We start from the raw sequence: 17,560 nt of genomic DNA on the forward strand, positions 1-17,560 counted from the left end.
ATATCAAAAAGTTTTGTAAAATATTCTCTCTAATTCCTCTAAACGTTGTTCTATTTTTTCAAAATTTTTTTCTGCTGTAGGATTTTCTAATAAATACGCAACTTCATCTTTTAGAATATTTACTTCTTTTTCAATGAATTCTAAAGTAATATTACGAATGTTTTTTTGATTTTGATTTGACATTTGATGGACTCCCGATTAATAAACCACCAACGAATAAACCTTTGGTGGCCGGGGAGTTAGCAAAACCGTAACGACAGTTTACAATAGCCTTTAGGTTTAAAGTATACACTTTAAACCCTGGACATAGCTATTGACACCCCGACCGTAATAAAGCCGAGGATAGTATCATTTAATGGTAGATACCCACCACGTTACAAGAGATTGCTAAATCCCAAAATAGCCTTATAGCTATTTCAATTACAATTTATACTTAACTCCTTAAAAAAGTCAATTAACAATTAAGTTTTATTATTTTTCTTATATTTTACTAAAAACCATTAGTTGTTTTTTATTATTACTATTTTTATTTTTAATATTAGTTATAAAATTTATTTAGAATATTTATAATTCAAAAAAATTAATATGAAATGCAATGAATAATAACGATGAACTTAATAAGTTAGTAGCTTTTAAAGATAAAAATATTAGAAGAATTTTACATAATAACGAATGGTGGTTTTCTGTAATTGATGTAGTGGGAGCATTAACTGATAGTGCTGATGCCGGTGCATATTGGCGTAAGCTTAAACAGAGGCTAATTGAAGAAAAAAGCGAAGTCGTGACATTTTGTCACGAGTTGAAATTGAAAGCACCTGATGGCAAAATGAGGCTAACAGATTGTGCAAATACCGAATCATTACTGCGTATTATACAATCTATTCCTTCGCCAAAAGCAGAACCATTCAAAAGATGGCTTGCTAAAGTAGGTTACGAAAGAATTCAAGAGATCTCTGATCCAGAAAAATCTGTTGATAGAGCGAGGGAAAATTGGAAACGACATGGTCGTAGTGAAAAGTGGATTCAGCAACGTATGATGGGTCAGGAAACACGTAACAAATTAACTGATTACTGGAAAAATCATGAGGTAACAAAAGAGAATGAATTTGCAATATTAACTAATATTATTCATCAAGAGTGGGCAGATATAAGTGTTAAAGAGCATAAGAATATAAAAAGTTTAAAAAATCAAAATTTACGTGATCACATGAATGAGGCAGAATTAATTTTTACTGCTCTTGCTGAGTTATCTACCCGTCAAATAGCCGAATCTAATAATGCAACAGGGATGGAAGAAAATAAGGCTGCAAGTAAGATAGGTGGAGGTATAGCTAAAAACGCTAGAGTTGCTTTGGAAAATAAAACCGGTAAGAAAGTGATTTCAACAGAAAACTATTTATTACCTGAAAGCAAAAAAATGAAAGAGCTTAGTTCACAAGACAAATAATTTTCTTGAATAAATTGTAAACCTTACTAGGCTCTGTACACCTTTATAAAAAGATTTAATTTTGGTTATTTTTTGCTGCAAATTTAAGATTTTTTTGAAATATGAATAACATCCTATCAAAAATCTTATTAATTTTCGCTAAAAAATACCTCAAAATAGAAAATCAATTACAAAAGTGTACAGAACCTAAATGCGAATAGCGAATTATTACATAATCCGCTATTCGATTAGAAATATTATTGATATATACCACAATCCCCTAAAAATTCTGGTTTATCATATTGATGCTCTTCATATTTACTCTTTATCTCTAATAATTCCGTCCATGTAGTTTTTATTTCCGGCAATTCAGTAGGAAGATTTTTTGATATTTCATTTAAAGAATTTTGATCTTGTGAAGATAGCGGAAACTTTTGTATATTTTTGATTAAATTACAAAGCCCATCAGCCCATAAATCTTCTGATACATTATCAGTTTTGGTAATTTTATTATACAAAGATTTAAGATATGGAAATACCATTTTACAAGTATTTAAAGTTGTGGAAATAAATTGTAAATTATTAAGCCCTTTATTTATATCTACTATTTCCTTACTTACATCAACTATGGAAGATATATCGCTAGTTATTATAGCTACTGCTCCACCACTAGCAATTGTAAGCTTTGTACCGGAATCCTTAGGCAGTTTAGAATATATGGCACTACCTATAGTATAAGCAGAAAAAGCAAGCTGGGTTAAGGGGTTAACAGCAGCTAAACCTACTATAGCTACTTTACCGGCAGTAATAGCTCTATTCATACTACTCTTATCTTCCATATAATCTTTAATAGAAGAAATAATAGATGGAATTAAATGAATAGGTAAATTATATAAGTTAACCGACGGAAGTAGTGAAGCTACATAAACTACTGTACCAGTAATAGGTATAATAACTTTTAGGCTTGGGTTATCGTTACCTAAAAAGCCAAACGTATTTTTTATTATTTCGCAACTATTACCTATTTGTATTACAGTACTAGCATTTTGATTTAATACATTAATATGCTTATTGCTATCATAAGGCAAAGATAATATTTCCGCTAAATTTTTGGGTTTTTTACAAACTCTAGCCCAAATAGGTAATTCTTTAATATGCGTATTATGATAAACATTAGCACACTTACCAAAGCTATGACTACGAATAACCATATTTACTTCATTTTGCCCATCAATATTGCTTACTATATGCTGCTTAAAAGGGCTATCTACATCAGGACATCCTTGATAAAAATTATATTGCTTCCAACCATTATCTTCTGGCATAATAAAAGAATTAGATAAAGAGGCTATATTGTTCTCATTAAGTGATACATATTTTTCACCAACAAAAATATTATTTTGAGGCTGTTGCTCGGACTCGTAAATATTGGCAATACTATTTATCCCTTCTCTTATCGATCCTATTATATTATTAATAAACGAGGTACTTCTACTAGCAGCTGAGGTTAAAAATTCTGCATGATAACTAGCTTCATCTATATTAAATTCTGTTTTATGGTAATTATTGTGTCTTATATGGTGTGCAGTTTGAGGTATAGTATTATCTACTTCTTGAATTAGGTTATCTATGAATTCCATTACAGATGTAGAGCTGAATGGAATTTGTTCTATAACTTCTCTATATTCTGCTACTTTTTCTTTAGAGATAGGTTTAAGCGATAAGCTTTCATGTAAGATAAATTTATATTGGCTTAATAATTTATCATTAATACAATCTTTTAATTTTATTAGATCATTTGGAATGAGATTATAATTTTGTAAATATTGCATTTGCTCTAATAACGAAGCAAAACCTAAAGCTTTAGCAGTAGAAACATCTTTAATATTTTCTAATGCTATTAAATATTTTAATTCATTTATATCTAAACAATTTGCTTTATTACCAAGCTTATTTATATTTATATATGCCTCATACATCATTCCAGCTTGTAATAATTGAAATTGGAACGAATAATCGCTATTATGATAAATAATTATTGGTTCTAATAACCCTTCTAATCCCTAAAATTCAAATATATCAATATGTGAGGCATAAGTGTCGGAATATACTTTTGATATAATAAGTTCGTAACCATTTACATGTTTTAAAACCATATCTTCACTTTGTCTCTCAACTGTTATATCTTTTGGGTTAATATTCCAGAATCTCACTATTCCAATTTTTTTATTCTCTTCTGGAGTTGGATGCGAATCAGTATATATATCTTCTATATTATGAAATATTTCCTCATCATGAGTAAAATCAAAATTATATACTGTAAATATATCAGAACTATTTAGGTTTTTATGATCTAGAGTTAAAATATCCTGATTAATATGAGGTAATTCTATAGGGTTTTTATAATCTATAGCTTTGTTATATTTATAGAGCTTAAAATTTTTCCATGATTTATGGTCAGAGTAAAAATCTTTTAACACTATACTTGCTTGTAAATCGATAATTTTATTAGTAGTTAAAAATATTAAATCATAATCTTTACGATATATTTCATAATTAGTGTCTTCAATAACTGCTAATTTTGTATCGGATGATACTAAAAATACGTTTTTAGTATTACTTGCTCTATAGAAAGGGGCTAATATTAACCCTGTTTTTGGAGTATTAAATGGAATAAATCCGTTATATTCTTCATCTAATAACATTAAATGCTGATATTCTGCTCCTTTAAAATAGTCTAAAACATCAACAATCTTAATACTATTTTTCTCTTGATTTGTTATTTTTAATTTTAAACTATTGCTTATATTAGCTATTTCCATACTACTTATACTATAAGGTATATACAGCACATCTAATTCTTGGTCGGTTGCTTTGTTATTAATATAAAATTTAGAATACCATAATAAAAATTCTGCTATATATATATATCGCCTTTCTCATTACCCTGAACGTAAATTACCTGCTTGTTTAAACTTATAATATCTTTCCCGTCAGAACCTAAAATTATATTCTTCTTATTATCACTATCAAGCTGTAATATTTTGTTATAATCTTCTATATCAGGAGAGAAAAACGGTATTTCCATTACTGTTAGAATTTTATACCCTTCCTTAGAGCTAGTAATTTTCTTTAAATATTTTTGGTATTGTGATAGATTTTGTAATTCTTGCACTATACGCTTATCATCTTGATTTGGATAACGTGCATTTAACTCAAAACGATTAACTATTTCATTATCAGATAATTTAGGAACAACATGAGTACCATATTTATCGAATAATATATAATTATTATTTTGATAATTTTTAAGTTTTAAAGTAAAAACCTTATTACTGCTCCAAGGACTGATATCAAAATATAAGATATCATCTTCCTTAGAATAATAGATTTTCTGACAATCTTTATAATAATACGATATCAGGAAACGTAACTGTTACATTTCCTTTTACATCAATTTCTGATTTTGTATTATAATTACCAAATCCGTTAGTTTTAATATAAAAAAGATATTTTCCCACCTCTCCTGAAACGTTAGTATTTGGATAAACTACAACATCATTACAATTCTTTATTTTATCAGGATAAAATGGATTATTAGCACCGCCTGTATTAACTAATATAGGACTTTGAAGTTTGGATTTTGAAGCTACGTCTTCAGTATTACAAATAACAGTATCAGTATTATTTCTACTTCCATATATATTTATTTTTATCTTTTCATCTATTTGTTCTGCCCATATTGTAGATTTTTCATTAGCAAACCTTATATTCATCAAGCCGGATATCGGTACTGTAGAATTCCAAGAAATTTTAATATCTTCATTTGACAATTTCGAGGTATCTATAATATTAGTTGAGTTATATGCAAATTTAATTCTACCTGTAAAATTTTTTCCTAAAAAAACAAAATGATTAGTAATATTTTCACCACCTCTTAATGCACTATTACTTTCATGAATATAAAAAATATTATTCCACTTATTACTACCGATAATATAGCCTGAGTTTATATATCCTAAATCATAAATAATGCTTGGGTTTTTAGAAAAACTATTTGCTTGCGACTGAATTACTACAGCATTTTCACAATAATATTTACTATCTTCTGAATTATTACTTTCTTCTGAATATTCATAATTATTGTTTGTTTTCTTTGGTAAACAAATAATATCAGTTTGTGGAAGCTTTTTAGGTAAGAATCTCGATAAGCTATATTTTTTATTATGAGGTTTACTCATATCAATTACGGAGGAAGAAGAACAAAGCTTAGTATTTGTTTCTTCAACTTCTACCTCTCTATAATTTTTGCTTATAAGATTTGGTTTAACAAGCGGTCCTGGTGTAACAGTTTTTTTAACTTTAACTGTCTCTAAAAATATTTCACCTAACCCAAATCCATAAGCTACGATATCAGTATTATTGGATAAAGCTCGGAAATTTGCGAATGCTTGCTCTGTCAATTTATCTATATATTCTTTACGAGCAGCTAATTCTGTTATATCCTTATGCATTGGATATGATAAAAAACTACGCCAAAAAATACTCCAATTTTCATTATGAGTTGTGTCGTACTTTTCTTCATATTCTATAATATTACTAACACCGTTATATATACCCTGCCCAATCATTAATACAGTACCGACTACAATACCTGCGATAGGATTAGCAATAAAAACTATACCACTTATAAAAGATATAGATGAAAAAGTTATGGAAGCTATAGAGTCTCTTATTTCTTTATCACTACATTTATTATCTATTGTTGATAGACACTCGTTTAATTTTACTGATGCTAGGGTTATATCTACAATATCAAATACTCCTGCTATAGCACCAGCAGCACCTTTTGCAAATTTTACAGCATATTTTCCTGCTCCTACTTTAATTATAAATTCCGGTTTTATAGATTTGAAACGGCTGAATTTACTTGCAATATTACCAGCATTGTTTAGGGATTTAACAGTATATTTAATTGCTATATTTTCTATAGGTTGCGATAAGAATGAGTAGCTAAATCCCGCCAAACCCAACATACATTCTTTAGTTGCATCATCTTGGACGCATGTTTGGCTAATACTATGCAGAGAGTTTATTAATTGTATATGACCTGCTGCATTTAATAATTTATTTCCTAAAGCCTTTCCATACTGCTTACTATGCATATTAGGCATAATTTCTTGAATATGTACGCTTTCTAAATATTTATCATACCCACCATACTGCCCTATTTGATATTTTAATTGATCATAGTCTTTCCCTGTTACTATTTGTATTTTGGAATTTTCTAATAAAGAAAATTGTTCAATTGCTTGTAAGCTAAATTTATTTTGGCTTATATCTAAGATAGGTAATTTATTTAAATTGATTAATGATGAGGCATCTTTAATATCCAATTTATTATTACGAATACTTAATTCTTTTAAATTCGGAAAATTCCCTGAATATAATATTGCTTCAAGACCATTTATTCCTATGTTGTTATTATCAAGGATAAGTGTTTTAACTTTATTAAGATTTATCTTTGTTAATTTTTTTATATCTTTATTTTGGAAATTATAGCCTGATAAATCTAAAATTTCTTTTTCTGAAAAGTTTTTTATACCTGGCACTTTACCTTTCAATAACTCTTGATAATCTGTGCTAATTTGATGGGGCTTTAGCTTTAATTGATTAATTGCATTTTCGGGTAAAGGCTTTGTTAATACATAACAATTATAGTGAAGATTAATACTATTAACTGAAAAGAATTGTTCAATAAAACTACTTAATTCCGGATATGTTAGATCAGCCTTAAGCGTAAATATTTCATTATAATTTATGGATTTGCTATATAATTTATATTGATTATTTTCTTTAAACAATAATATAGTATGCTCTCCATTACTGTATAATGCAGGTAATTGTTTAGGGAAATCCTTTTTACTTATTGCTTTTAAACTATTGTCATCTATATATTTCTTTCTAAAATTAGAGGCTTTTCTTAATAATAAATCAAGTTTTCTTTGCTCAACCTTACTATAGTTTTCTTTTGTTTCATCTAGCAGCTTACTAAGATTTGTCATATATTTTAAGTTACGACCTTGCTTGGTTGCTACTATAAAAGCATAATCTAAATACTGATTAATAATATGTTCATTATCAGGTAAGGGTTGATATAGAGGTTTAACGTTTTTACAAGGGTCAACAGAACGTTTTTGTTTGCTACCACAAGCTGCAACTGTCTTAGTTGTTATTTTTTCAAGAGAATCAGTAAGTGAGTCTATATCTTTTGGGTGTAATTCATTATAGGCATCAATAGCCCCTTCAATTGCTTCGCCTATATCTTTTTTAAAATCACTTAATTTATTTAATAAGTCCTCAGCTTCCGGTAATGGAGCTAATTCTTTTATAAAATAATCTACCCGTTCTTGTAATTCATTTAGATATTTAGACTCTAATATAGATTTCCATACTTTAGGATTTTTACTATTTAATACGTTATCGGATAATTTATACTTCTTTTCTACAGGTAAATTATATGGGCTGGTAGCATAAACAAAAGCTTGCACTTTATCATGATATATGGCTTCAATTTCTGCAGTACACCCCGCACAAGTAGAAGGTGTATACATATTATTAGGTGCTAAACCTATATTTATTTTTAATATTTCTGATGATTTATTTTTTATAGTTTTTGTTATCTAAGATATCCCATACATTTCAACATGCGGAAGGTTCTTAGTACTTGGTAATATTTTAATGTCCTTATTAACATCATATTTTTGTACTAATTTTTTTGTATATTCAGTAGGAGTAAATATATTTCTATCGTTATCACACCATATTACAAATTTTTTGAATCTATCTAATATATCTGTATCATCTAAGGTTTGAGATAACACAAATTTATCTATTAGTTCTTGAACCTCTTTGATTTTTACATCATCCTCATTACTGGCAATGAAAAATCTTTTATAATCATTTAGTAATTTATTTATATATGGATGCTTTGTCTTATATAAATGTTCATATAAATTATATTTACTAGTCGGATTAGGATCTTCATGATAATTCGAAAATAATTTATAAGATTCTTTGAAATTCTTTTCATCAATTTTATCAGATGGAGAAATTAATATTTTTGAATTACCTTTATCAGTATATTCGAGTACAGCACTATAGGGTCTAGTGGTAGCAATTATTGCTAATTGATTTAAAGCTTTTATATGTTCTAAATGTTCCGGAGATATATTATTATTAATTTCTGGATTTGGGCTAGTAGCTAGTCTATATATATTATCTTTAAGTATTTCCATAGCTTGACTTAGCATGGTATTTATTTTTAAATCTTTGTAATCTTTAAAATATTTTTTTAAAACTTTTAGTGGTTGTTGAGATTGTTTTGATGGACTTGGCATAATTATGCTTTTTCAATTTTTGGTTGAACTTTTATAAAATACCTAACCTAGCTGGGATTATGTAGATTCCATGTTATCTAGTTGTTTGTTCAGCTTTGTTGCATGACTCGGGAAACGTCATTGCGAATGAACGAAGTGAGTGCAGCAATCTAGAAAAAATAATAAAAAATGCTAATTTATAGCATTTTTAAACTGGATTGCTTAGTCAAAACTTACAGTTTTTCCTCGCAATGACGGGAAAATTGAGCCATACAACAAAGCCCGTAAGGCTTGCCTGCGTAGATCAATTTTCTAGTTGTCATCCCGCGAGCTTGTAGCGGGATCCAGTTAAAAATACTAATAAAATTAGTATTTTTTATTATTTTCTGGATCTAGTTTCCAAGCCACGGCATGACCCAAGGCGTTTTTTGATCCACGCAACAAAGCCTGCCCAAATAACATCCACTATACAGCTAAAGTTAGATTTGATTATTTTTAGGAATTAGTAAGAGATATCATATATTTCATCTTCTCCGCCAATTAGATACGTAGCTGTTGCAGTAGTATCAGTATTTGCAACATTAGGAGGAACTACGGCACTTGGGGTTGCATCATTAGTAACTTCTCAAGGTTTTAGTTGGCGTGCCGTTTTTTGGATAGGAGCGGCAATAGCACTTGTAGGTACAACAGCTAGAAAGAGTCTTCGAGAAACTCCAGAATTTGCAGACGCTAAACGTCAATTAAAAAAAACCTTAGAAATTGCAAATCAAGATTTATCTATTATAAAAAATAATCCTATAATAAGTGCTAAACTTTTAAACAAAAATTTTCTAGCATATTTTTTAATAGAATGTTGTTGGCCAGTAATGTTTTACTTTATATATGTTTATTGTGGTGAAGTATTAGAGCGTGTTTTTAATTATACCCCAGCACAGGTTATTAATCATAATTTCTTTATTTCATTAGTAAATTTATGTGGCTTTATAATATTAACATTTTTAAGCTATTGGGTTTACCCATTAAAAATCTTAAAAGTAAAATTTTGGGCATTCATAATCTTTACAGTAGCTATTCCTTATTTTTTAAGTCATATGACAAGCCCTACCGAATTGTTTATCCTACAGAGCATAGTTATTTTATTTGTCTCAGATAGTATGCCTGCGGCTCCAATTTTTTATAAACATTTTCCAGTTTTTAAACGCTTTACTTCAGCTACTCTTACATATGCTTTATCAAGAGCTATAATGTATGTAGTAGTGTCCTTTGGTCTTGTTTATTTAACTAGGTTTTTAAATTATTGGGGACTATTTATTGTTTTTGCTTTAGTAGCAACTGGTTTTGCAATTGGTTTATCTCATTTTGAAAAGGTAGAAAAAGAAGCTGGGAATTATCCTCTATAAATAATTCTTTTTGTTGGTTTTGTATTGATAAATGTGTATAGCATAGTTGGATTAATTTCTGTACTAGTGTAGGTATTTCTAAGTGCATACTAATTGTTATAAATACATTTAAACTTTCTGTTATAATTTTTTTAATTTTTTCAGGTGATTTTGCTCCAAGAGTTTGTAGATTATGGATACGATCAAAAAGTTTTATTAATGCTGTATCGTATCTTTTTTGTTTAACTAATAAGTTTAAGCTTTCTGCGGCTGTAATTTTACCATCAAGTTTAACTCTGGTTAAGCCCTCAACGTGTCGTGCAACTTCTTCCCCAAAGATTTCAGCAATCATTTCTTTCGTAAGTTCTGTATCTTCAATAGTATCATGAAGTAGTGCTGCTTGTATCATTACAGCATTGTAAAGCTTAGGTACTTCCATTGCTGTAAACTCTGCAAGCATAATTGCCACTTCGATTGGGTGAGAATAATAAGGATCACCTGACTTACGCATTTGTAAGCCATGATACTTTCGGGCATAATAAATACCCTTTTTGACTTCGAGGATATCTATAGGGTTATTCACTCTGGTATTTAAATATTCGAGTTTATCAAGTAGTTTTTTAGCATAAACACAGCTTTCAAACTTTTCTTTCCAACGGCTTAAATCTTCCATAAAAGTTACATTTAAATTTATTAAAGAATTTTTTATAACAGTTTCTACTTAAAATTAAAAGTGAGAAATTGCAATAATAAATATTTTTTAAACTTTGTGTGGCAAAAATAAACTAGCTTATATACCTTAATATGACTAACAAAATAATATTAATTTGGTGCTACGTTAATTAACTAATTCAAAATAATAATTAACAAAAAGAATTTTTATTAAAAACTAGCGATGCAACTAATAATTGTATTTATATTAAACTTCAAACTTTAATCAATTTATAGCTATAGTTAAACTTTCCTTAAGTGAAAAAATAGTCGGCGGTAATTCTACTACCTATAAACGCCATTTTTGGTTTAAGAAAAATTTTATTATTTATCTAGTCCTTTGTCACTAATTCTAGCCTACTAAACCAAGCTATATCAACCATTTTATCACAAAAATATATTAAATACTCCCTAACTTTATGCCATATATCGTCAAATCCAATTAGTGCCGTTTCAATGTAACTTTCAACACTTACTTCTTGCTCTTGTTTTACAATTAATTTATCGTTGTTAAAATATATTTCTATTTTTTCTGTTTTATGGTCATATTCAAAGCTAAAATCTTCACTATTAGCCGTAACAGTGTCACGTTTTTCATTTATTAAAGCTTTAGCCATATAATTTAACAATTTTTCTTTTGTGCTAAACGATTATTAGGCTTGTTATAAGTAAGTTTTAATAATAATTTATTCATAAATCTTAAGTTAAAATCACAACCTGACCTTGATTTTAGCCATTTGACATCTTCCTCGATCAATGGGTAAAATTCTTCTGTTTCTTCATAACACCTGAAGAATTAGCATGATTTATTACCTTTGGCTCTAAACTTTCATTTTTACTTTTAGAAATTAGCGTGTTACCCAAATCGTTGATATTTTCGTTACTTAAATTTTCTTTATTAAAAATATCATTTTCAAAATCAGCTTCTTCATATCTAGATTTATTATTATCTATTATATTGTGTAGGTGAAATTTTTTAATAGTACCGGACAGTTTTTATTCTATGTCATCCCGCAACTCGATTGCGGGATCTTAGGATACAGTCTGTGACACAAGATCCCACGGACAAGCCGGCGTTGTTGCATGACTCTAATGTTATTCCCGCGGAGGCTTTATTGCATGGATACCAAATCGTCATTGCGAATGAGCGAAGCGAGTGCGGCAATCCAAGAAAAACAATAAAAAATGCTATAAATTAGCATTTTTTAGCTGGATTGCGTACGTACAATTACTTCGTAATTTCCTTAGCTCAGACGGAAAAACCGATCCACGCAACAAATTCTTCCCGCAGAAGCGGGAATCCTCAGCATAAAGCGAGATACCTAAGCTTTTAATTTTAAAAACTTGCTGCTTTTATGTTTATTTTCTAGATTCCCGCCGTTGCTAAGAATGATATATAAGGTCACCTACACCTGAATAAAATATAACATTTTTTTTATAACTGTCCGGTATTATTGAAATTTTTTCGGGTAGGGTACAAAATTTTTTACAAGCTTAATACTTAAAATATTACGATACTTAGTAGATTGTTCAGTCATATTAATTAAAGCAACTTTAATAGCCACTTTTCTCAAGCTCTACTAAACACTGTCTCACACGACGCTAAGAAAGATATAATATCTTTTCAAAGAAATAATAAGTTTCCTGTAATTAATTTGATAAACTTATACCATTACTATTTATTTCTTCAGCTTTATCTTCTATGTAGGCATTCGTGAAACCACAAGTAATAAAATTTGCCTTGCGGTTTTACTTAAAACTTTTCCATTCAGGCGGTATAAAATTCCCTACTATATCGTAAAAAATTGTATCGTTGGAAGACTCTGACAAAGAAAAAGGAACAACTATTTTATTCATAGTTCCTCCATTTTATTGAGGGAAAACCAGCATAAAGCCAGCATATAAAAAATATATATAAGGTAAGGATGTGTTAGAAAGCTGATTATAATATGGTGGGCGATGACAGACTCGAACTGCCGACCCTCTCGGTGTAAACGAGATGCTCTACCAACTGAGCTAATCGCCCTATATTATTAACTTAAAGTTAATTAGATAAAATACAATGAAGAATAAATTTATTAAATAAAAACTAAAATTAAAAAATAATATAATTATTTTTATGATTTAAATTTAGTTCATAGTTTTTATTTTTTTTGATAATTTACTGATTTTTCTTGATGCAGTATTTAACTTAATTATATTTTTTTTCACACCTTGCATTATCTTAGATTGTGCAATTACTAAAGCTGAGTTAGCTTCTTCTTTATTACCTTGATTAATTTCATGTAAAACCTTTTTCACAAAAGTTTTTATTGCACTAGCTCTTCTTTTATTAACTAAGGTTTTTTTTACTGTTTGTCTTGCAGCTTTCTTTGCTGAAGAATGATTAGCCATTATTTAGTCCCTTTATTACTTTTAATATCTTCTTTGCTATTATCTTGAGGTATATTTCCTTTAGCATTAATATCTCTATCTACAAATTCAATATATGCGATTGGAGCTAAATCACCATAGCGAAATCCGGCTTTTACTATTCTAGTATATCCACCTGGTCTATCTTTGTATCTAACACCTAAAACATCTATAAGCTTCTCGATTGCTTTTTTATCTTTTATTTTTGATAGAATATTTCTTCTTGCTGCTAAGTTATTATCCTTAGCCTTAGTAACTAGAACTTCGATATAAGGTCTTAATTCTTTAGCTTTTGGCAAAGTAGTTTTTATTTGCTCATGAGTAACAAGTGATACTGCCATATTAGCAAGCATTGCTTTTCTATGGCTACTTGTTACATTTAATTTTCTACCTTTAATTTTATGTCGCATCTCTATTGTCCTTAATTATAAGAATCTTCGTAACGTTTAGATAATTCATGTATATTTTCTGGCGGCCAATCTGGTACGTCCATACCAAATCTCAAACCAAATTTTGCAAGTATTTCCTTAATCTCATTTAGGGACTTTCTACCAAAATTTGGAGTTCTTAGCATATCAGCTTCAGTTCTTTTTACCAAATCACCTATATAAATTATATTATCATTTTTTAAACAATTTGCTGATCTAACTGATAATTCCAATTCACCAACTCGTTTAAGTAGATAAGGAGAAAATGGTAATGCATCTGTTTTAACTTGTTTATCTTCTTCTTGTTCTTCAAAAGAAATAAATAATTGAAGCTGTTCTTGCAAAATACGAGCAGCTAAGCCTACCGCCATTTCAGGTAATATATCACCATTAGTTTCAACAAACATAATTAACTTATCATAGTCAGTGACCTGACCTATCCTTGTATTTTCTACTTTATAAGTAACACTTTTTACAGGATTAAATAAAGCATCTATAGCTATTTCACCAATCGGTAAGTTATTATCCTCATTATTGTTTGTACTAAGTGTGTACCCCTTACCAACTTTGCAAGTTAATTCCATTTCAAATTGTTTATTCTTAGCTAAATTGCAAATTACATGATCAGGATTTAATATTTCTACGTCATGTCCGGCTTCAATCATACCAGCCGTTATAGCACCAGGTCCTGTTGCTTTTAATCTTATAACACGTTTTTCTGCAACGTGCATTTTGATTTCTATGCCTTTAACATTCAAAATTATCTCTGATATATCCTCTTTTACACCTGGTATAGAAGAAAATTCATGCTCTATTCCAGGAATTTTTATAGAGGTAACCGCTGCTCCTTGTAGAGAAGAAAGTAAAACTCTTCTCATAGCATTACCTAGAGTCAAACCAAATCCCCTTTCTAAAGGCTCAACTATAATCTTAGATTTATTATTAGTCTCAGGGAAGCTCTCATAAGATACTTTATCTGTTTTTATTAAAGCGTTCCAGTTTTTACTTAACGATAACATTTAATACCTATGCTTCTTATACTCTTCTTCTTTTTGGTGCTTTTACTCCATTATGAGCAATTGATGATACATCTAAAATTGATGTAACTACAAAATTTTGCCCAAATAAAGCTCTCATTGCAGATTCACGCTGAGCACCAGGTCCTCCAATTCTAATAGAAATAGTTTTTAGACCGTATTCTTTTGCTTTTTCAGCTGCTTTATCAATTGTTATCTGAGCTGCATAAGGTGTAGCTTTTTTTGCTCCCTTAAACCCATTAGCTCCGGCTGATGCAGAAGATATTGCATTACCCTGAACATCAGTAAATGTTACAATAGTATTATTAAACGATGCTCTAATATGTACCACACCTAGTGTGATAGTTTTTTTCTTTTTTTTAGCTTTAACCGTCTGATTCATTATGTTTATACTCTACTTTAACTATTATTTTACAGCTTTTTTCTTTCCGGCTATTGCAACAGCTTTACCTTTTCTAGTTCTAGCATTAGAATGAGTATTCTGACCTCTTACAGGTAGCTTACGTATATGTCTAAGCCCTTGATAACTTCTAATATCTTTTTTCTTTTTAATATTAAGCGTTACTTCTCTTCTTAAATCACCTTCAACTTTATATTCATTTTCGATAATATTACGTAAGCTTATTAGTTCTTGATCAGTAAGATCTTTAACTTTCTTATCTTCTAATATTTTTGCTTTTTTACAAATTGTTTTTGCCATAGTAGTCCCAAGACCATAAATATAAGTCAAGCTTACTACTAAACGTTTATTATCGGGAATGTTAACACTCGCAATTCTTGCCACAAATATTCTCCAAAATTTTACTGGTAACTAGAAAATAATATAAAAATCTTTACTAAAGTCAATTTATTTTTAGTACTTTCTCTATATGATCTTCTATTTGCTCTTCATTTTTATTTCCATCAATCATATAAAAATCATCATTGTTTTTATAATGCTGTATTAATGGATAAGTTTCAGTCTTAAATATATTAATTCTTTCTTTTATTACTTCTTCATTATCATCTTTTCTATATTCGAATACGCTTGATTTACAAACATCACATATTTTATCAATCTTAGGCTTTAAAAAATAATCATTATATATTTTTCCGCAATTTTTACAACTATATCTGCCTAAAATTCTTTTAATTAGTAATTCATCTGAAACATTTAAATATATTACTTTTATTTTTTCTGTAATAAATGATTCAAAAAACTTAGCTTGTTCTAAATTACGAGGATATCCATCTAATATATAACCTTTTTTATAATCAGAAGATGATAAAAAATTTTTAATTATATGATTAACTATTTCATCAGGGATAAGCTTTCCTTGCTCAACATAACTATTAATTACTTCAGCATCCTTACTTGATGTTTTAATAATTGATCTAAATATATCGCCAATTGCTATATGTGGTAAATGAATTTTTTCAGCTATTTTTTTTCCTTGAGTTCCTTTTCCAGCACCGGGAGGACCTAAAAAAATTATTATCACTTCTAACTCATTTTTAATTTTACTTTTTTCATTAAACTTTCATATTTACTACTAAATAAGTAAGTTTGAATTTGAGTCAACGTATCAAGTACTACATTTACTACAATTAAAAAACTTGTACCACCTAAAGAAAGAGAAATAACATATTTATTCATTAATAACTCAGGTATTATACATATTATACTTAGATATATACCACCTACAACCGTAAGCCTAGTAAGTATATAATCAAAATATTCAGATGTATTTTTTCCTGGTCTTTTACCAGGAATATAAGCACCGTATTTTCTTAAATTATTAGCAGTTTCTTCAGAATTAAATACTATTGCGGTATAAAAAAAGCTAAAAAACATTATCAATGCTACATACAATAATATATATATAGGCTTCCCGTGACCCAAATAATAAGTAAGCATATTCATTATTTCAGAATTACTACTTGAAAAATTAGCCAGTGTAGCCGGGAATAATAAAATTGAACTAGCGAATATCGGAGGAATTACCCCAGAAGTATTTAACTTAAGTGGCATATATGTTGAATCACCACCATAAATTTTATTTCCTACTTGCCTTTTAGGATACTGAACCAATAATTTTCTTTGTGCTTTCTCAAAGAAAATTATTACAGATATTAATACAACTACTCCTGCACAAACAGCAATTGCAACTAAAGGTGATAATGCACCTTTTCTTGATAGTTCAAACATACTAATAATAGCACTAGGCACACCGGAAATTATACCTATAAATATAATTAAAGATGTACCATTACCTATACCACGTTGTGTAATTTGTTCACCTAACCACATTAGTAGCATCGTACCTACCACTAAAGTAATTACTGTTGTAATTTTAAAGAAAAGCCCTGGTATAATTACTACAGGTCCAGTATTTGTTACAATTGACTCTAAACTTACTGCAACACCATAAGCTTGAAGTGAAGCAAGCAAGACTGTTAAATATCTAGATAATTGATTTATTTTCCTTTTACCCACTTCTCCTTCTTTTTTCAAATTTTCTAAAGGCTTATATGCTACAGACATTAGCTGGATAATTATTGATGCTGTTATATATGGCATAATCGCTAAAGCAAAAATGGACATTCTGCCTAGTGAACCACCTGACAGCATATTAAACATACCAAGTATCCCTGACTGATTTTTTTCAGCAATACTACCTAAAGCAATAGCATCTATACCTGCAATAGGTATAAACGAACCAAATCTGCATATTATAAGAACAAAAATAGTAAAAATAATACGATTAATTAAATCATTGCTAGATTTTTTAGAGAAATTTTGGTTCAT

General features: G+C 29.0%; 18 protein-coding genes and 1 tRNA gene. 2 read left to right on the forward strand and 17 right to left on the reverse strand.

Annotated elements, in window-relative coordinates:
• Nucleotides 1–3 precede the first annotated feature (3 nt).
• Nucleotides 4–183 carry a hypothetical protein gene (locus AAGD49_RS05500; RefSeq protein ID WP_341788270.1) on the reverse strand — a complete coding sequence of 60 codons (180 nt, stop codon included), beginning with the start codon at nucleotides 181–183 and terminating at the stop codon, nucleotides 4–6.
• A gap of 412 nt (nucleotides 184–595) precedes the next feature.
• Here AAGD49_RS05500 and AAGD49_RS05505 point away from each other — a divergent pair, with 412 nt between their 5' ends.
• Nucleotides 596–1,447, forward strand: coding sequence for a Bro-N domain-containing protein (locus AAGD49_RS05505; protein ID WP_341788271.1), 852 nt, complete (start codon nucleotides 596–598; stop codon nucleotides 1,445–1,447).
• 236 nt (nucleotides 1,448–1,683) lie between these two features.
• Here the strand turns inward: AAGD49_RS05505 and AAGD49_RS05510 are convergent, their stop codons facing one another.
• The 5 genes from AAGD49_RS05510 to AAGD49_RS05530 all read right to left on the reverse strand — a co-directional run bounded on the left by AAGD49_RS05510 (nucleotide 1,684) and on the right by AAGD49_RS05530 (nucleotide 8,826).
• Nucleotides 1,684–3,408 (reverse strand): hypothetical protein, encoded by a 1,725-nt coding sequence (locus AAGD49_RS05510; protein ID WP_341788272.1) that lies wholly within the window; start codon nucleotides 3,406–3,408, stop codon nucleotides 1,684–1,686.
• A gap of 81 nt (nucleotides 3,409–3,489) precedes the next feature.
• A complete protein-coding gene (locus AAGD49_RS05515) occupies nucleotides 3,490–4,278 on the reverse strand; it encodes a hypothetical protein (RefSeq protein WP_341788273.1) in 789 nt (262 codons plus the stop codon).
• Nucleotides 4,279–4,343: 65 nt separating this feature from the next.
• Nucleotides 4,344–4,601 carry a hypothetical protein gene (locus AAGD49_RS05520; RefSeq protein WP_341788274.1) on the reverse strand — a complete coding sequence of 86 codons (258 nt, stop codon included), beginning with the start codon at nucleotides 4,599–4,601 and terminating at the stop codon, nucleotides 4,344–4,346.
• A 229-nt stretch (nucleotides 4,602–4,830) separates the two neighbouring features.
• The gene (locus tag AAGD49_RS05525; protein WP_341788275.1) at nucleotides 4,831–8,040 is read right to left on the reverse strand and encodes a leucine-rich repeat domain-containing protein; all 3,210 of its coding nucleotides are present in this window, start codon (nucleotides 8,038–8,040) and stop codon (nucleotides 4,831–4,833) included.
• Between the two features lie 69 nt (nucleotides 8,041–8,109).
• Nucleotides 8,110–8,826 (reverse strand): hypothetical protein, encoded by a 717-nt coding sequence (locus AAGD49_RS05530; RefSeq protein ID WP_341788276.1) that lies wholly within the window; start codon nucleotides 8,824–8,826, stop codon nucleotides 8,110–8,112.
• 845 nt (nucleotides 8,827–9,671) lie between these two features.
• On the opposite strand from AAGD49_RS05530, the gene AAGD49_RS05535 reads away from it, so the two are divergent.
• On the forward strand, nucleotides 9,672–10,205 hold the full coding sequence (locus AAGD49_RS05535) for a hypothetical protein (protein WP_341788277.1): 534 nt from the start codon (nucleotides 9,672–9,674) through the stop codon (nucleotides 10,203–10,205).
• Here AAGD49_RS05535 and AAGD49_RS05540 read toward each other — a convergent pair.
• From AAGD49_RS05540 to secY, 11 genes are all read right to left on the reverse strand, one after another.
• Nucleotides 10,114–10,857 (reverse strand): HD domain-containing protein, encoded by a 744-nt coding sequence (locus AAGD49_RS05540; RefSeq protein ID WP_341788278.1) that lies wholly within the window; start codon nucleotides 10,855–10,857, stop codon nucleotides 10,114–10,116. The two genes, AAGD49_RS05535 and AAGD49_RS05540, sit on opposite strands and share 92 nt — an antisense overlap.
• Before the next feature lie 370 nt (nucleotides 10,858–11,227).
• Complete coding sequence (locus tag AAGD49_RS05545) at nucleotides 11,228–11,512, reverse strand: hypothetical protein (protein WP_341788279.1); 285 nt, start codon at nucleotides 11,510–11,512, stop codon at nucleotides 11,228–11,230.
• Between the two features lie 5 nt (nucleotides 11,513–11,517).
• On the reverse strand, nucleotides 11,518–11,652 hold the full coding sequence (locus tag AAGD49_RS05550; RefSeq protein WP_341788280.1) for a hypothetical protein: 135 nt from the start codon (nucleotides 11,650–11,652) through the stop codon (nucleotides 11,518–11,520).
• Between the two features lie 1,193 nt (nucleotides 11,653–12,845).
• Nucleotides 12,846–12,921 (reverse strand) — tRNA-Val (locus AAGD49_RS05555).
• Between the two features lie 104 nt (nucleotides 12,922–13,025).
• Entirely contained in the window at nucleotides 13,026–13,289 is a 264-nt protein-coding gene (gene rpsT / locus AAGD49_RS05560) for a 30S ribosomal protein S20 (RefSeq protein WP_011477695.1), read from the reverse strand.
• On the reverse strand, nucleotides 13,289–13,717 hold the full coding sequence (gene rplQ / locus AAGD49_RS05565; protein WP_011477696.1) for a 50S ribosomal protein L17: 429 nt from the start codon (nucleotides 13,715–13,717) through the stop codon (nucleotides 13,289–13,291). The genes rpsT and rplQ overlap by 1 nt, the downstream gene beginning before the upstream one ends.
• 11 nt (nucleotides 13,718–13,728) lie before the next feature.
• Nucleotides 13,729–14,754 carry a DNA-directed RNA polymerase subunit alpha gene (locus AAGD49_RS05570; protein WP_341788281.1) on the reverse strand — a complete coding sequence of 342 codons (1,026 nt, stop codon included), beginning with the start codon at nucleotides 14,752–14,754 and terminating at the stop codon, nucleotides 13,729–13,731.
• Between the two features lie 16 nt (nucleotides 14,755–14,770).
• A complete protein-coding gene (gene rpsK, locus AAGD49_RS05575; protein WP_011477698.1) occupies nucleotides 14,771–15,154 on the reverse strand; it encodes a 30S ribosomal protein S11 in 384 nt (127 codons plus the stop codon).
• Between the two features lie 24 nt (nucleotides 15,155–15,178).
• The gene (gene rpsM / locus AAGD49_RS05580; RefSeq protein ID WP_011477699.1) at nucleotides 15,179–15,556 is read right to left on the reverse strand and encodes a 30S ribosomal protein S13; all 378 of its coding nucleotides are present in this window, start codon (nucleotides 15,554–15,556) and stop codon (nucleotides 15,179–15,181) included.
• A 58-nt stretch (nucleotides 15,557–15,614) separates the two neighbouring features.
• Nucleotides 15,615–16,253 (reverse strand): adenylate kinase, encoded by a 639-nt coding sequence (locus tag AAGD49_RS05585; RefSeq protein WP_341788282.1) that lies wholly within the window; start codon nucleotides 16,251–16,253, stop codon nucleotides 15,615–15,617.
• Between the two features lie 2 nt (nucleotides 16,254–16,255).
• Nucleotides 16,256–17,560, reverse strand: coding sequence for a preprotein translocase subunit SecY (gene secY, locus AAGD49_RS05590; RefSeq protein WP_341788283.1), 1,305 nt, complete (start codon nucleotides 17,558–17,560; stop codon nucleotides 16,256–16,258).

Source organism: Rickettsia endosymbiont of Lasioglossum villosulum (genome assembly GCF_964026455.1).
Classification (GTDB): domain Bacteria; phylum Pseudomonadota; class Alphaproteobacteria; order Rickettsiales; family Rickettsiaceae; genus Rickettsia.

Coding starts and splice junctions, on each gene's coding strand:
- AAGD49_RS05500 (WP_341788270.1), bottom strand. CDS start 183: ATGTCAAATCAAAATCAAAAAAACATTCGTAATATTACTTTAGAATTC.
- AAGD49_RS05505 (WP_341788271.1), top strand. CDS start 596: ATGAATAATAACGATGAACTTAATAAGTTAGTAGCTTTTAAAGATAAA.
- AAGD49_RS05510 (WP_341788272.1), bottom strand. CDS start 3,408: ATGATGTATGAGGCATATATAAATATAAATAAGCTTGGTAATAAAGCA.
- AAGD49_RS05525 (WP_341788275.1), bottom strand. CDS start 8,040: ATGTATACACCTTCTACTTGTGCGGGGTGTACTGCAGAAATTGAAGCC.
- AAGD49_RS05530 (WP_341788276.1), bottom strand. CDS start 8,826: ATGCCAAGTCCATCAAAACAATCTCAACAACCACTAAAAGTTTTAAAA.
- AAGD49_RS05535 (WP_341788277.1), top strand. CDS start 9,672: ATGTTTTACTTTATATATGTTTATTGTGGTGAAGTATTAGAGCGTGTT.
- AAGD49_RS05540 (WP_341788278.1), bottom strand. CDS start 10,857: ATGGAAGATTTAAGCCGTTGGAAAGAAAAGTTTGAAAGCTGTGTTTAT.
- AAGD49_RS05545 (WP_341788279.1), bottom strand. CDS start 11,512: ATGGCTAAAGCTTTAATAAATGAAAAACGTGACACTGTTACGGCTAAT.
- rpsT (WP_011477695.1), bottom strand. CDS start 13,289: ATGGCTAATCATTCTTCAGCAAAGAAAGCTGCAAGACAAACAGTAAAA.
- rplQ (WP_011477696.1), bottom strand. CDS start 13,717: ATGCGACATAAAATTAAAGGTAGAAAATTAAATGTAACAAGTAGCCAT.
- AAGD49_RS05570 (WP_341788281.1), bottom strand. CDS start 14,754: ATGTTATCGTTAAGTAAAAACTGGAACGCTTTAATAAAAACAGATAAA.
- rpsK (WP_011477698.1), bottom strand. CDS start 15,154: ATGAATCAGACGGTTAAAGCTAAAAAAAAGAAAAAAACTATCACACTA.
- secY (WP_341788283.1), bottom strand. CDS start 17,560: ATGAACCAAAATTTCTCTAAAAAATCTAGCAATGATTTAATTAATCGT.